Annotated in this window: 10 protein-coding genes; 9 read left to right on the forward strand and 1 reads right to left on the reverse strand. The window is 71.0% G+C overall.

Going from position 1 to position 13,866, the window contains the following annotated elements:
• Positions 1-4: 4 nt before the first annotated feature.
• From AB5J49_RS42630 to AB5J49_RS42655, 6 genes are all read left to right on the forward strand, one after another.
• Complete coding sequence (locus tag AB5J49_RS42630) at positions 5-940, forward strand: carbohydrate ABC transporter permease (RefSeq protein WP_369174242.1); 936 nt, start codon at positions 5-7, stop codon at positions 938-940.
• Positions 937-1,845 (forward strand): carbohydrate ABC transporter permease, encoded by a 909-nt coding sequence (locus tag AB5J49_RS42635; RefSeq protein ID WP_369174243.1) that lies wholly within the window; start codon positions 937-939, stop codon positions 1,843-1,845. The genes AB5J49_RS42630 and AB5J49_RS42635 overlap by 4 nt, the downstream gene beginning before the upstream one ends.
• Positions 1,846-1,907: 62 nt before the next feature.
• On the forward strand, positions 1,908-3,176 hold the full coding sequence (locus tag AB5J49_RS42640; RefSeq protein ID WP_369174244.1) for a glycosyl hydrolase: 1,269 nt from the start codon (positions 1,908-1,910) through the stop codon (positions 3,174-3,176).
• Positions 3,173-5,185: an endo-beta-N-acetylglucosaminidase gene (locus tag AB5J49_RS42645; protein WP_369174245.1), complete on the forward strand. Its 2,013-nt coding sequence runs from the start codon at positions 3,173-3,175 to the stop codon at positions 5,183-5,185. The genes AB5J49_RS42640 and AB5J49_RS42645 overlap by 4 nt, the downstream gene beginning before the upstream one ends.
• A 47-nt stretch (positions 5,186-5,232) precedes the next feature.
• A complete protein-coding gene (locus AB5J49_RS42650; protein ID WP_369174246.1) occupies positions 5,233-8,256 on the forward strand; it encodes an alpha-mannosidase in 3,024 nt (1,007 codons plus the stop codon).
• An 89-nt stretch (positions 8,257-8,345) separates the two neighbouring features.
• Complete coding sequence (locus AB5J49_RS42655) at positions 8,346-9,161, forward strand: N-acetylmuramoyl-L-alanine amidase (protein WP_369174247.1); 816 nt, start codon at positions 8,346-8,348, stop codon at positions 9,159-9,161.
• A 66-nt stretch (positions 9,162-9,227) separates the two neighbouring features.
• Here AB5J49_RS42655 and AB5J49_RS42660 read toward each other — a convergent pair whose 3' ends face one another.
• Complete coding sequence (locus AB5J49_RS42660) at positions 9,228-9,929, reverse strand: FadR/GntR family transcriptional regulator (RefSeq protein ID WP_369174248.1); 702 nt, start codon at positions 9,927-9,929, stop codon at positions 9,228-9,230.
• A 196-nt stretch (positions 9,930-10,125) separates the two neighbouring features.
• On the opposite strand from AB5J49_RS42660, the gene AB5J49_RS42665 reads away from it, so the two are divergent.
• The 3 genes from AB5J49_RS42665 to AB5J49_RS42675 are packed head-to-tail and all read left to right on the forward strand — an operon-like array spanning position 10,126 to position 13,848.
• Entirely contained in the window at positions 10,126-11,196 is a 1,071-nt protein-coding gene (locus tag AB5J49_RS42665; RefSeq protein ID WP_369174249.1) for a sugar ABC transporter substrate-binding protein, read from the forward strand.
• The gene (locus tag AB5J49_RS42670) at positions 11,193-12,830 is read left to right on the forward strand and encodes a sugar ABC transporter ATP-binding protein (protein ID WP_369174250.1); all 1,638 of its coding nucleotides are present in this window, start codon (positions 11,193-11,195) and stop codon (positions 12,828-12,830) included. The genes AB5J49_RS42665 and AB5J49_RS42670 overlap by 4 nt, the downstream gene beginning before the upstream one ends.
• Entirely contained in the window at positions 12,823-13,848 is a 1,026-nt protein-coding gene (locus tag AB5J49_RS42675; RefSeq protein ID WP_369174251.1) for an ABC transporter permease, read from the forward strand. The genes AB5J49_RS42670 and AB5J49_RS42675 overlap by 8 nt, the downstream gene beginning before the upstream one ends.
• Positions 13,849-13,866 lie beyond the last annotated feature (18 nt).

Here is a 13,866-nt window from a genome sequence, read left to right on the forward strand (position 1 = left end):
CGCGATGGCCACCTCGACCGTCTCCCGGGCGCGGCGCCCGGCGCCCAAGGTGCGGCGCCCGGAGCAGCGAGTGCGGCGCCAACTGGCAACCAGCCCATGGCTGTTCGCGGCCCCGGGACTGCTGATCGCCGGCGCCTTCATCCTGTACCCGTTCGTCTCCACGCTGGTCAACGCCTTCACCGACCGCCGCACCCTGATCCCGGGCCGGTTCGTGGGCCTCGCCAACTTCCGCGAGCTGCTGAACGACGACATGTTCTGGATCGGTCTGCGCAACAGCACGCTCTATGTCGTCGGCGTCGTCCCCGCCCTCGTCGTCCTGCCCCTACTGCTCGCGCTGCTGGTGCAGAAGAACATCCCCGGCATCACCTTCTTCCGGTCCGCCTTCTACACCCCGGTCGTCGCCTCGATCGTCGTGGTCGGGCTGATCTGGGTGTGGCTGCTCGACGAGCGGGGCCTGGTGAACTCGCTCCTGGAGGCCATCGGGGTCGGCCGCGTCGGTTTTCTCAGCGACCAGTGGCTGCTGCTGTCGAGCGCCATGGCCGTGACGGTCTGGAAGGGCCTCGGCTACTACATGATCATTTATCTGGCCGCGCTCGCCAACGTACCGCGCGAGCTGCACGAGGCGGCGGCCGTCGACGGAGCGGGCGCCGTCCGCCGCTTCCTCACGGTCACCGTGCCCGCCGTCCGCTCCACGATGGTCCTGGTCGGGGCGCTCTCCTCGGTCGCCGCGTTCAAGGTGTTCTCCGAGGTGTATCTGATGGCCGGCCCGAGCGGCGGCCCGGCGGGCGAGGACACCACCCTCGTCATGCTCGTCCAGCGCACCGGCACCGGACTGACCGGCCGCGTCGGTTATGCCTCGGCCATCTCGGTCGTCGTCTTCGTCGTCACCGTCGCCCTGATGCTGCTAGTGCTGCGCGCGGACCGGAGGGACGAGTCATGAGCGTGCTGGAGAAGGTACGGCCCGCCGCTTCGAGGCCGGCCGTCGCCCGCGAACCCCGCGTCACCGACGAACACGGCCGCCGCGTCCGCGCAGGGGAACTCGTCCTGCGCTATCTGCTCCTGCTCGCCGTACTCGCCCTCACCGTCGGCCCGTTCCTCTGGCAGCTGTCGACCTCGCTCAAGGGCCCCACCGAGGACATCTTCAGCTCCCCGCCGAAGTTCCTGCCCGGCGACCCCACCCTGCACAACTACGAGCGGGTCGCCGACACCATCCCCGTCTGGGACTACGCCCTCAATTCGCTGAAGGTCGCCACCGCCAACGTCGTCACCAACTGCGCCGGCTCGGCACTCGCCGGCTACGCCCTCGCCCGGCTGCGCTACCGGGGCCGCCGCGCGGCCACCCTGGCCTTCGTCCTGGCGATGCTCGTGCCCGTGGAGGGCATCATCATCGCCCAGTTCACGACCATGCGGGAGCTCGGCCTCAACAACACCCTCATCGGCGTGATCCTGCCCGGCTGCATCGGTGCCATGAACGTCCTGCTGATGCGCAACGCCTTCCTCAACCTGCCGTACGAGATCGAGGAGGCGGCCTACGTCGACGGCGCCGACGTCTGGCAGCGGTTCCTGCGGATCGCGCTGCCGTCCGTGAAGGGGACCGTCGCCGTCGTCGCGATCTTCGCCTTCATGGGCGCCTGGGACGACTTCCTGTGGCCGCTCATCGTGCTGAGCGACCCGTCCAAGTTCACGCTGACCATCGGCCTCAACTATCTGCACGGCACCTTCGCGGGCGACGAACGCCTCGTCGCCGCCGGCACGATCATCGCCGTCGCCCCGCTGATCGCCCTCTTCGCCTGTCTGCAGCGGTACTTCTTCCGCGGGGTCGGCGAGGGCGCCGTCAAGGGCTGACCACCTCCAGGGCCGGCCCCACCCCCGGATACCTCCGTCGCACCCCCGTCACAAGGACACGCATGCCTTCTGCCGTGCGCTTCGGCGTCAACTACACCCCCAGCGAAGGGTGGTTCCACCACTGGCTCGACTTCGACCTCGACTCCGTACGCGCCGACCTCGACTCCATCGCGGCGCTGGGCCTCGACCACATCCGGGTGTTCCCGCTGTGGCCCTACTTCCAGCCGAATCGTTCGCTGATTCGGCCCACGGCCGTCGAGCAACTCGTACAGCTCGTCGACGCCGCCGCCGAACGCGGCCTCGACGTCAACGTGGACGGTCTGCAGGGCCACTTGAGCAGCTTCGACTTCCTCCCGGCCTGGACCCGGACCTGGCACCGCCGGAACCTGTTCACCGACCCGGACGTCCTCGACGGCCAGGCGGCCTACCTGCGCACCCTCGCCGCCGCCCTGGCCGACCGGCCGGGCTTCCTCGGCATGACCCTCGGCAACGAGGTCAACCAGTTCTCGGCGGGCCCGCATCCCGACCCCGACCGGGCGACCGAGGCGGAGATCGACCGCTGGCTGGCACGCATGCTCGCCGCCTGCGAGGAGGGCGCCCCCGGGCGGCTGCACCTGCACGCCGAGTACGACGCCACCTGGTACCAGGACGACCAGCCGTTCACCCCCGCCCAGGCCGCCCGGCACGGAGCCGTCACGGCCGTGCACTCCTGGGTCTTCAACGGCACCGCCCAGCGCCACGGCCGCAACTCCGTGCAGACCGAGCATCATGCCGCGTACCTCGTCGAGCTGAGCAAGGCCTGGGCCGACGACCCGCATCGCCCGGTCTGGCTCCAGGAGGTCGGCGCGCCCGCACCCCTGGTCCCGCCCGAGCAGGCCGCCGCCTTCACCGAGGCGACCGTCGCGAACGCCCTGGACTGTCCCGACCTGTGGGGCATCACCTGGTGGTGCTCGCACGACGTGTCCCGTGAGCTGGCCGACTTCCCCGAACTCGAATACGGGCTGGGCCTGTTGACCAATGACCGCAAGCCCAAGGACACGGCCGGTGTGCTGGCGCGGGCGGCCGGCGAGCGGCACGCGTACGCGCCCGCGCCGCGGACCATCGCGCTCGTCGTTCCCGCCGACCCGGCCAGGCGCTCGTCCTGCGGCCCCGGCAGCCCCGTCTTCGACGCCTTCTTCCGGCTCACCGCCGACGGCGCCCGCCCCACCACCGTCCTCGACACCCGCGCGGACGACCAGGACCACCTCGCCGCGCGCGGCATCACCGAGGTCGTCACTTCCGATCAGGTACTCCCCGCCCCACAAGGACTCCCAGGAGGCACCCGCTCGTGAACCCCACCAGACGCACCGTCCTGCTCGCCGGCGCCGCGGCCGCCCTGCTGCCGCCGACCTCCTCGCCCGCGACGGCCGCCCCCAGGACGAAGGCAGCCGCGCTCCAGCCGTACGCCTCCTACTGGTACCCCGACTCGCTGCCCTCCGGCACCCCGGGCACCGGAATCAGCTGGCGCAGCCTGAAGTCCTGGCGTCCGGCCGACGACCCGGACCTCGCCCTCAACGCGGCGACCGTGCCGCTCGCCCCGCGCTTCACCCCGACTCCGGTGAACACGACCGCCCGCGCCGGTCAGGCCCGCGTCCAGTCCCTCGTGTCCTTCGGGCCCACCGCCGGCAACCCTTCCCAGGGCTCGGCCACCGCCGAGTACTACGCCCTCACCCACTGGGCGTACATCGACGAGCTGGTCTTCTGGGGCGGCTCGTCGGGGGAGGGGCTGATCCTCGCGCCGAACGCGCCGATCGTCGACGCCGCCCACCGGCATGGTGTGCCCGTCCTCGGCAACGTCTTCCTGCCACCCGTCGCCTACGGCGGGCAGTTGCAGTGGACCCGCGACCTGGTGCAGAAGGACGCGGCCGGGCGGTATCCGCTGGCCGAACGGCTGGTCGCGGTCGCGGACGCGTACGGGTTCGACGGGTGGTTCGTCAACGCCGAGACGAGCGGCGGGAACGCCGCGCTGGGTGCGGACATGCTGGGTTTCATGCGCCGGTTGAAGGCGCTCGCCAAGGCCGAGGGCCAGCGGGTGACCTGGTACGACTCGATGACCGTGAACGGGGCCGTGAGCTGGCAGGGGGCGCTCGACTCCCAGAACGAGGCGTTCTTCCGGGCGGCCGACGACATGTTCGTCGACTTCCGGTGGACGGCTGCGAAGCTGACCTCGTCGGGGCAGCGGGCCCAGCAACTGGGCCGTAGCCGCTATGAGTTGTGGGCGGGCGTCGACGTCGAGGCGAACGGCTGGAACTCGTCCGTGAACTGGGACGCGATCGTGCCGCGCGACAAGGCGCACGTCGTGTCGGTCGGCTTCTACCGGCCCGAGTGGACGCGCAATCACCTGCGGGCGGACGGGCGCACACCGGAGGCCTTCCACGCCGCCGACGACCGGTTCTGGACCGGGCGGTCGCTGGATCCGTCGCGGCCGGACGGTACGGACGGCTGGCGGGCGGCGGCGTTGTCCGTGGCCGACCGGTCGACGGTCGCGGCGGTGCCGTTCGCGAGCGTGTTCAACACCGGGCACGGGCTGCGGTGGTACGAGGACGGGGAGGTGACGTCGGACGCGCCGTGGAACCACCTGGGCCTGCAGGACCGGCTGCCGTCCCGGCGCTGGGCCGTGCACACCGAGGGACGGCGGCCCGCTGTGCACTTCGACTTCGCGGACGCGTGGCGTGGCGGGAGCAGCGTGCTCGTCGACGGTGAGTTGGACGAGCCCGCGGTGGTGCAGGTGTATGCGACCCGGCTGCCGCTCACCGCGGACACGGTCGTCGAGCTGACCCACCGGACCGACGCGGGGAGCGTACACGTCGAGCTGGCCGTCGCCACCGCCGAACCCACCGCTCCGGCGGCCACACCGCCGTACACCTACTTCCCCGTGACCTCGGCCGACGGCTGGCAGACCTCGACCGTACGGCTCACCGGCCTGACCGGCACCGTGCACGCGATCGGCGTCCGGCTCACCGCGGCCGACGGCGCACCCGTGCGGTGGCGGCTCGGCGGCCTCGCGGTGCGCGACACCCCGCACACACCCGCCGCGCCCACCGCCCTGCGCATCACCGCGGCCTCGGGCGGCGACCTGCGCTTCGCCTGGAGCCCGGCCCCCGGCGACGTACGCCACCACACCCTCCACCGCCTCCTGGCCGACGGCACCCGACGCTTCCTCGGCGGCACCTGTCAGCGCGCGTTCTTCGCCGGTCGCCTGCGACCCGAACAGGGCGAGGAGGAGGCACGGTTCGAACTGCGCGCCGTAGGGGAGCTCTACACCACGTCGGCCCCCGCGACCGTCACCCACCGCTGGTAACCACCCGCCGGTAAGCAACCGCCCGGACGACCTACGGAGCACCCCGCATGCATGACGACCGCAGCCTGGTCGAAGCCCGTCTCAAGCGCGTCCTCGACGAACGCATCCGTCCCGCCGTGTACCCCGAGTCCGTGCCGCTGGAGGTGGCGGTGTGGCATGCGCCCGGCGAGCCGGTGCCGGTCGCCGAGGGACTCGCGGCCGAACCCGGGCCGATCGAGGTGGGTGCGCGCTGGGGTGCTCCCTGGGGCACCAGCTGGTTCCGGGTCACCGGGACCGTGCCCGAGGCGTGGGCCGGGAAGACCGTCGAGGCTCTCCTGGACCTCGGGTTCGACGAGAACATGCCCGGCTTCCAGTGCGAGGGCCTGGTCTACCGGCCCGACGGCACCCCGGTGAAGGGCCTCAACCCGCGCAACCAGTGGGTGCGTATCGGCGCCCCCGTGACGGGCGGCGAGCAGGTGCGGCTGCACATCGAGGCGGCCTCCAACCCCGTCATCCTCGACTACCACCCCTTCCTGCCCACGCGGCTCGGTGACAAGGAGACCGCGGGCAGCGAACCCCAGTACACGCTCACCCGCATGGACCTCGCCGTCCTCGACGAGGACGTCTGGCAGCTGGTCATCGACCTGGAGGTGCTCGGCGAACTGATGGCCGAGCTGCCGGTGGAGTCGGCGCGGCGCTGGGACATCCTGCGGGCGGTGGAGAAGGCGCTGGACGCGGTCGATCTGCAGGACGTGGGGGGCACCGCGGCACGCGCGCGGACGCGGCTGGCCGACGTGCTGGCGGCCCCCGCCGTACCGTCCGCCCACCGCATCAGCGCCGTCGGTCACGCGCACATCGACTCGGCGTGGCTGTGGCCGCTTCGCGAGACCGTGCGCAAGGTGGCCCGTACGACCTCCAACATGACCGCGCTCATCGAGGACGAGCCCGACTTCGTCTTCGCCATGTCGCAGGCCCAGCAGTGGGCGTGGCTGAAGGAGCACCGGCCCGAGGTGTGGGCGAGGGTGAAGAAGGCGGTGGCGGACGGGCGGTTCGTGCCGGCCGGCGGGATGTGGGTGGAGTCGGACACCAACATGCCCGGCTCCGAGGCGATGGCCCGGCAGTTCGTGCACGGCAAGCGGTTCTTCCTCGACGAGTTCGGCATCGAGAACGACGAGGCCTGGCTGCCGGACACCTTCGGCTTCGCCGCCGGGCTGCCCCAGATCATCAAGGCCGCGGGCTCCAAATGGCTGCTGACGCAGAAGATCTCCTGGTCCCGGACCAACAGGTTCCCGCACCACACCTTCCAGTGGGAGGGCATCGACGGCACCCGGATCTTCACCCACTTCCCGCCCGTCGACACCTACAACTGCTCGATGAAGGGCAGCGAGATCGCCCACGCGGCCCGCAACTTCAAGGACAAGGGGGCCGCCCGGCACTCCCTCGCCCCCACCGGCTGGGGCGACGGAGGCGGCGGCACGACCCGGGAGATGGTCGCCAAGGCGGCCCGGCTGCGCAGCCTGGAAGGCTCGGCGACCGTCGCCTGGGAGACCCCGGCGGAGTTCTTCGCGAAGGCCGAGGCCGAGTACCCCGACCCGCCCGTCTGGGTCGGCGAGCTCTACCTCGAACTCCACCGAGCCACCCTCACCAGCCAGGCCAGGACCAAGCAGGGCAACCGCCGCAGCGAACACCTCCTGCGCGAGGCCGAACTGTGGGCGGCCACGGCCGCCGTACGGACCGGATTCCCTTACCCGTACGAGGAGTTGGACCGCATCTGGAAGACGGTCCTGCTGCACCAGTTCCACGACATCCTGCCCGGCTCGTCCATCGCTTGGGTGCACCGTGAGGCGCGTGCGACGTACGAGCGTCTCGCGGGCGAGCTGAATGCGATCATCGAAGCCGCCCAGCGGGCCCTGGCGGGCCAGGGCGAGACCGAGCTCGTCTTCAACGCGGCCCCGCACACGCGTGACGGCGTACCGGCGGGCGGTGCGCGCACCCCGGTGACCCAGGGCCGGACGGCACTGGCGGCACGGCAGGGCGGCGGGTTCGTCCTCGACAACGGCCTGCTGCGCATCGAGATCGACGCGCGGGGCCTGGTCGTGTCGGCGTACGACATCGACGCCGACCGCGAGGCCGTCGCCCCGGGCCGGGTGGCCGGTCTCCTGCAACTGCACCCGGACTTCCCGAACATGTGGGACGCCTGGGACGTCGACGAGTTCTACCGCAACACGGTCACCGACCTGACCGAGGCGGACGAGGTCACCCCCGGTGACGACGAGGGATCGGTGCGGATCGTCCGGTCCTTCGGCTCCTCCCGCGTCACCCAGGTGCTGTCGCTCGCGCCGGGGGAGCGGCGGCTGCTGCTCGACACCGAGGTCGACTGGCACGAGACGGAGAAGTTCCTGAAGCTGGCCTTCCCGCTCGACCTGCACGCGGAACGGTACGCGTCGGAGACCCAGTTCGGGCACTTCTTCCGCCCCACACACACCAACACCAGCTGGGAGGCGGCCAAGTTCGAGGCCTGCAACCACCGCTTCGTCCACCTGGAGGAGCCGGGCTGGGGCGTCGCCATCGTCAACGACTCGACCTACGGCCACGACGTGACCCGCACGGTCCGCACCGACGGCGACCGCGGTACGACCACCACGGTGCGCGTCTCCCTCCTGCGCGCCCCGCGCTTCCCCGACCCCGAGACCGACCAGGGCGTCCACCGCTTCCGGCACGCCCTGGTGCCGGGTGCGGGCATCGGCGACGCGGTGCGCGAGGGCTGGCGGATCAACCTGCCGGAGCGGTCGGTGAGCGGCGCGCGGGAGGTGGCGCCCCTGGTGACGGTGGACCGGGAGGCCGTCGTGATCACGGCCGTCAAGCTGGCCGACGACGGCAGCGGAGACGTCGTGGTGCGCCTGCACGAGGCCCAGGGCGGCCGGGTACGGGCCACGCTCGCGGCGGACTTCGAGGTCGCGGACGTCACGGCGACGGACCTGCTGGAACGCCCGCTGCCCGAGGCGCCGTCGTGCGACGGCGCGCGCGTCGCTCTGCGCCTGCGTCCCTTCGAACTGGTGACGCTGCGGCTGCGTCGGGCGCCGGTCCACTGAGCGCGAACGGCGGCGCGCCGCGGTGAATCGGGTGGCAACCGGTCTCACACTCAAGGAGGTTGGCGTTACGCAGCGCCTTGGAGGCACTCATGAAGCTCGTCACGCGGGCCCAGCTGGGCTGGCCCGCATCCGCCGCACCGACGCAGGAATCGACCAAGGGCGTGAAGGTCCACTACGAAGGCACGTCGGTCAGCGTCGAACTCCTCGACGACCACGACCTCTGCATCGCCGAGTGGAAGTCCATCCGGGTCTCCCATCTGGCGAACAAGGTGGAGAACTACTCGGACATCGCCTACAACTACGGCGCCTGCCCGCACGGTCGTCTCCTGGAGGGCCGCGGCCTCGGCAAGCGCACCGGGGCCAACGGCAACCAGCCCCTCAACCGCGCCCACTACGCGATCGTCGGCCTGGTCGGCGACAAGGGGCTCATCAAGCCGACGGACGCGATGCTCGGCGCGATCCGTGACGGCATCGAGCTGCTGCGCCGCCATGGCGCCGGCAACGAGATCAAGGGACACCGGGACGGCCTCGCCACCGCATGCCCCGGAGAGCACCTGTACGCGTGGGTGCAAAAGGGCGCCCCGCGGCCCGGTGGCTCGCCGACCGTTCCGGGCCCGCGGCCGGTGATCGACGTGTCGAGACTGGTCGCCGCGGCCCTGCACGACCCGGCCGAGGCGGGCACGCCGGTGTCGTACGCCGGGGTGAAGACCGTGGAGAAGGCACTGGTGGCGGAAGGCCTCCTCGAAACGAAGTACGCGGACGGTCACTTCGGTGGGGCGACCGTCAAGGCGTACTCCGCCTGGCAGCACCGCTGCGGCTTCACCGGCGCGGACGCCAACGGCATCCCCGGCCAGGCGTCGCTGGAGGAACTCGGACGGGAGCACGGCTTCGACGTGCAGCCGTAGAGCAGTCATGACACGGGCCGTTCCCCTGGCACGGCAGGCGAGGGGAACGGCCCTCGACGCTGGCGGTCAGGTGCCGAGCTGTGCCCGCAGCCACTCCTCCACCTCGCCCACATGCGCGGCCGCCGCGGCCCGTGCCGCCTCCGGATCGCGGGCGAGAAGGGCGCGGTGGATCGCGGCGTGTTCGCGGCGCGTGCGGGCGAAGGCGCCCTCCTCCTGGTAGCCGCGCCACACGCGGGCGCGGAACGTGCGGGAGGACAGGCCCTCCAGGATCGCGGCCATGGTCTCGTTGCCGGCGGCGGCGGCGATCTCGCGGTGGAAGGCCAGGTCGTGGGCGAGGATCTCCTCGGGGTCGTCCGTGGCGTTCATCGCCGTCAGGTGTTTCTCGACCTCCGCGAGCTGGTCCGGCGTGATGCGCGCCGCCGCCAGGGCCGTCGCCGTCGACTCCAGGATGCGGCGCACCTCGAGGAGCTCCACCAGACGCGGGCCGCGGGACAGGTCGGCGACCACGCCGAACGTCTCCAGAAGGTCGCCGGCCTCCAGCTGGGTGACGTAGATGCCCGAGCCGTGCCGGGCCTCCAGCACGCCCAGCACCGTGAGCGCGCGGATCGCCTCCCGCATCGAGCTGCGGGAGATGCCGAGCCGGACGGCCAGATCGCGCTCGGTCGGCAGCCGCTGGCCCGGCTCCAGCCGCCCCTCCGCGATCATCGACTTGATCTGCTCGATGGCGCGCGTCGTCACGGTGCCCTTCTGCGGGGCTGTCTCGTCCACGCCATTCCTCCTGTCGCCCCAGGCGCCTGAGGGTGCCCGGTGAGCGGCAGTGTAATCACCAGGTTGGTCGGACCACTACGGCCGGAAACGACGAAAAATGGCGCCCGCAGGGTGTTGTATCGGCGAAGTGGTCTGATAAATATGCGGTCATCTGCTCGAACCATGTGCTCGAACACGCTCAACGAGGAGCCACCAGATGCACGGCACAACAGCGCGGAAGCAGAACAGGTCACGGAGGGGCACAGCGGTGGCCGCGGTCGTCGGCGCCTCGCTCGTGCTCGCCGCGTGCGGCAGCACGAAGGACACCGGCGCCGCCGGCGCCGAAGCCGGCGGGACCGGCAAGGTCGGGGTGATCCTGCCCCTGCTGACCTCGCCGTTCTGGCAGTCGTACAACGACTACGTGCCGAAGACGGCCGACTCCGAAGGCGTCGACACGCTCAAGACGGTCAACTCCAACAGTGACCCCTCCCAGCAGATCACCGACATCAACAACCAGCTCAACCAGGGCGTGAAAGGCCTGGTCGTCGCCCCGCTGGACAGCGCGGCCATCGAGGCCGGCCTCGACCAGGCGGAGCGCAAGGGCGTGCCGGTCGTCGCCGTCGACGTGGCGCCCGACAAGGGCAAGGTCGCGATGGTGGTGCGGGCCGACAACGTGGCGTACGGCGAGAAGGCCTGCCAGTACCTCGGCGAGCAGATCCCCTCCGGCAAGGTCGTGCAGATCATGGGCGACCTGGCCTCGGTCAACGGCCGTGACCGCTCCGAGGCGTTCCGTGCCTGCGTGAAGAAGAACTTCCCCAAGCTGAAGGTCCTGGAGATCCCGGCCAAGTGGGAGTCCGACACCGCGGCCTCCAAGCTGGACACCCTCCTGAACGCCAACCCCGACATCAAGGGCATCTACCTGCAGGCCGGCGGCGTCTACCTCGCGCCGACCCTGCAGACCCTGAAGTCGAAGGGGATGCTGAAGACGGCCGGGCAGGCCGGCCACATCGCGATCGTCTCCAACGACGGCATCCCGCAGGAGTACGACGCCATCCGCAAGGGACAGATCGACGCGACCGTCTCCCAGCCCGCCGACCTGTACGCCAAGTACGGCATGTACTACATCAAGGCCGCGATGGAGGGGAAGACCTTCGAGCCCGGCCCGACCGACCACGACTCGACCATCGTGAAGCTCCCCAGCGGCATCCTGGAGGACCAGTTGCCCGCCCCGCTGGTCACCAAGGACAACGTCGACGACCCCAAGCTCTGGGGCAACACGGTCAAATGAGTACGCACGTACGGAAGACCGCGGTCACACCCCTCGTCCAGGCGCGCGACATCGTCAAGCGCTACGGTCCCACCACCGCCCTCGCCGACGGCCGGCTCACCGTCCTGCCCGGCGAGTCCCACGCCCTCGTCGGCCGCAACGGCGCCGGCAAGTCGACCCTGGTCAACATCCTCACCGGCCTCCAAGCGGCCGACGAGGGCGAGGTCCGCTTCGACGGCGACCTGGCCCCCGCGCTCGCCGACCGCGACGCCTGGCGCCGCAAGGTGGCCTGCGTCTACCAGAAGCCGACCCTCGTGCCGGAAATGACGGTCGCGGAAAATCTCTTCATCGCCGAAATCCACGCTGCCAGGTCAACGCGCCTGAATCGCAAGGTCGGCCGGGGGTCCGGCCCGCGGCGGAGCCGCAATGGGATGCTGCGTCCCCCGGATGAACACAGCATCAACCGGCAGCCGCTCCAGCGCGGCTTCATCAGCTGGCGCAAGCTGCGCACCGAAGCCGCCGAACTCCTCGCGACCTGGGACGTCCATGTCGACCCCGCCGCCCGCACCGCCGACCTCAAGGTCGAGGACCGTCAAATGGTGGAGATCGCCCGGGCGCTCAGCTTCGGCGCCCGCTTCATCATCCTCGACGAGCCCACCGCCCAGCTCGACAACCGTGAGATCGAGCGGCTCTTCACGCGCATGCGGGCGCTGCAGGACTCCGGCGTCACCTTCCTTTTCATCTCGCACCACCTCCAGGAGGTGTACGAGGTCTGCCAGACCGTCACGGTTCTGCGCGACGCGCGCTGGATCACCACCGCCCCGGTCGCCGAACTCCCGCGCCGGGCGCTGGTGGAGGCCATGGCGGGGGAGTCCCTGGAAGCCATCGCCGAGCAGGCCGTCGACCCCAGGGACGTCGACGACGACGCCCCCGTCCTGCTCGAAGCCCGCGGGCTCACCTCACCGTCGTATCAGGACATCGACCTCACGGTCCGCCGCGGTGAGGTCGTCGGGCTCGCCGGGATCAGCGGCAGTGGCAAGGTCCAGCTGGCCGAGTCCTTCGCGGGACTGCACACCCCGACCGGCGGGACCGCCCGACTGGGCGGTGAGCGGCTGCCGTTCGGCGATGTGCAGGCCGCCCTCAAGGCGGGCGTGGCGTGTGTGCCCCGGGACCGGCACGAGCAGGGACTCGTCGCCGGCATGACCATCGGCGACAACGCCACCATGAGCGTCCTCGAACGGCTCGGCCGCTTCGGGTTCGTCGGCACCGACCGCAAGCGCGCCTTCGCGAGCGCCCTCATCGAACGCCTCGACATCCACACCGAGGGCCCCGACCAACCGGTCTCGGACCTGTCCGGCGGCAACGCGCAGAAGGTCGTCATGGCCCGCGCCCTCGCCTCCGACCCCCGCCTGCTCGTGCTGATCAACCCCACCGCGGGCGTCGACGTGAAGTCCAAGGAGTCCCTGCTCGCCCGCATGGACAGCGCCCGCGAGGACGGCACCGCCGTACTCGTCGTCTCCGACGAACTCGACGACCTGCGCCGCTGCGACCGCGTCCTCGTCCTGTTCCACGGCCGTGTCGTCGCCGAGCACCCGGCGGGCTGGCGCGACCACGAGCTGATCGCCTCCATCGAAGGAGTGGACAACCATGGCTGACACCAAGGCCCGACCGGCCCTCCCCGTGAAGGTGCCGGACGCCCGTGCCGCCAGGACGGTCCTGCTCCGCCGAGCCCGCGAACTCGCCCTTGTCCCCGCCCTGTTGCTGCTCATGGTGCTCGGCGCGGTGGTCAACGACTCGTTCCTCACCGAGCGGAACCTGATCTCCATCCTCGGCGCCTCCGCCGCGCTGGCGATGGTCGTGCTGGCCGAGTCGCTGGTCCTGATCACCGGCAAGTTCGACCTGTCCCTGGAGTCGGTGGTCGGCATCGCGCCCGCCGTCGGAGCGCTCCTCGTGCTGCCCGCCGCCCAGTCCGGCTGGGGGGCCGAACTCCCCGCCGCCCTCGCCCTGTTGGCGGCCCTGGTGGTCGGCGCGGCCGTGGGTGCCTTCAACGGCATCCTGGTCGTGAAGTTCAAGCTCAACGCGTTCATCGTGACGCTCGCGATGCTGATCGTCCTGCGCGGTCTGCTGGTCGGCGCGACCAAGGGCAAGACGCTGTTCGGGATGCCCGACAGCTTCTACTCCCTCGCCACGACCACCTTCCTGAACATCCCGATGTCGGTGTGGCTCGCGGCGGCCGCCTTCGCGATCGCCGGGTTCGTGCTCAAGTACCACCGCGTCGGACGCGCCCTGTACGCCATCGGCGGCAACGCGGACGCCGCCCGCGCGGCCGGTATCCGGGTCGAGCGGGTGATGCTCGGCGTGTTCGTCGTCGCGGGGACGCTGGCCGCCGTCGGCGGGATCATCCAGACCGGCTACGTCGGGGCGATCAGCGCCAACCAGGGCAACAACATGATCTTCACCGTGTTCGCGGCCGCGGTCATCGGCGGCATCAGCCTGGACGGCGGCAGGGGCACCATGTTCGGCGCCCTGACCGGCGTACTCCTCCTCGGCGTCGTCCAGAACCTGCTCACCCTCGCCCAGGTCCCGTCGTTCTGGATCCAGGCCATCTACGGCGGAATCATCCTGGTCGCCCTCATGATCGCCCGCGTGACGACGGGCCGTGCCCAGGACTGAGCCTCGTCCCCGTCACCT

It is taken from the genome of Streptomyces sp. R28 (genome assembly GCF_041052385.1).
In the GTDB taxonomy this organism is placed as follows: domain Bacteria; phylum Actinomycetota; class Actinomycetes; order Streptomycetales; family Streptomycetaceae; genus Streptomyces.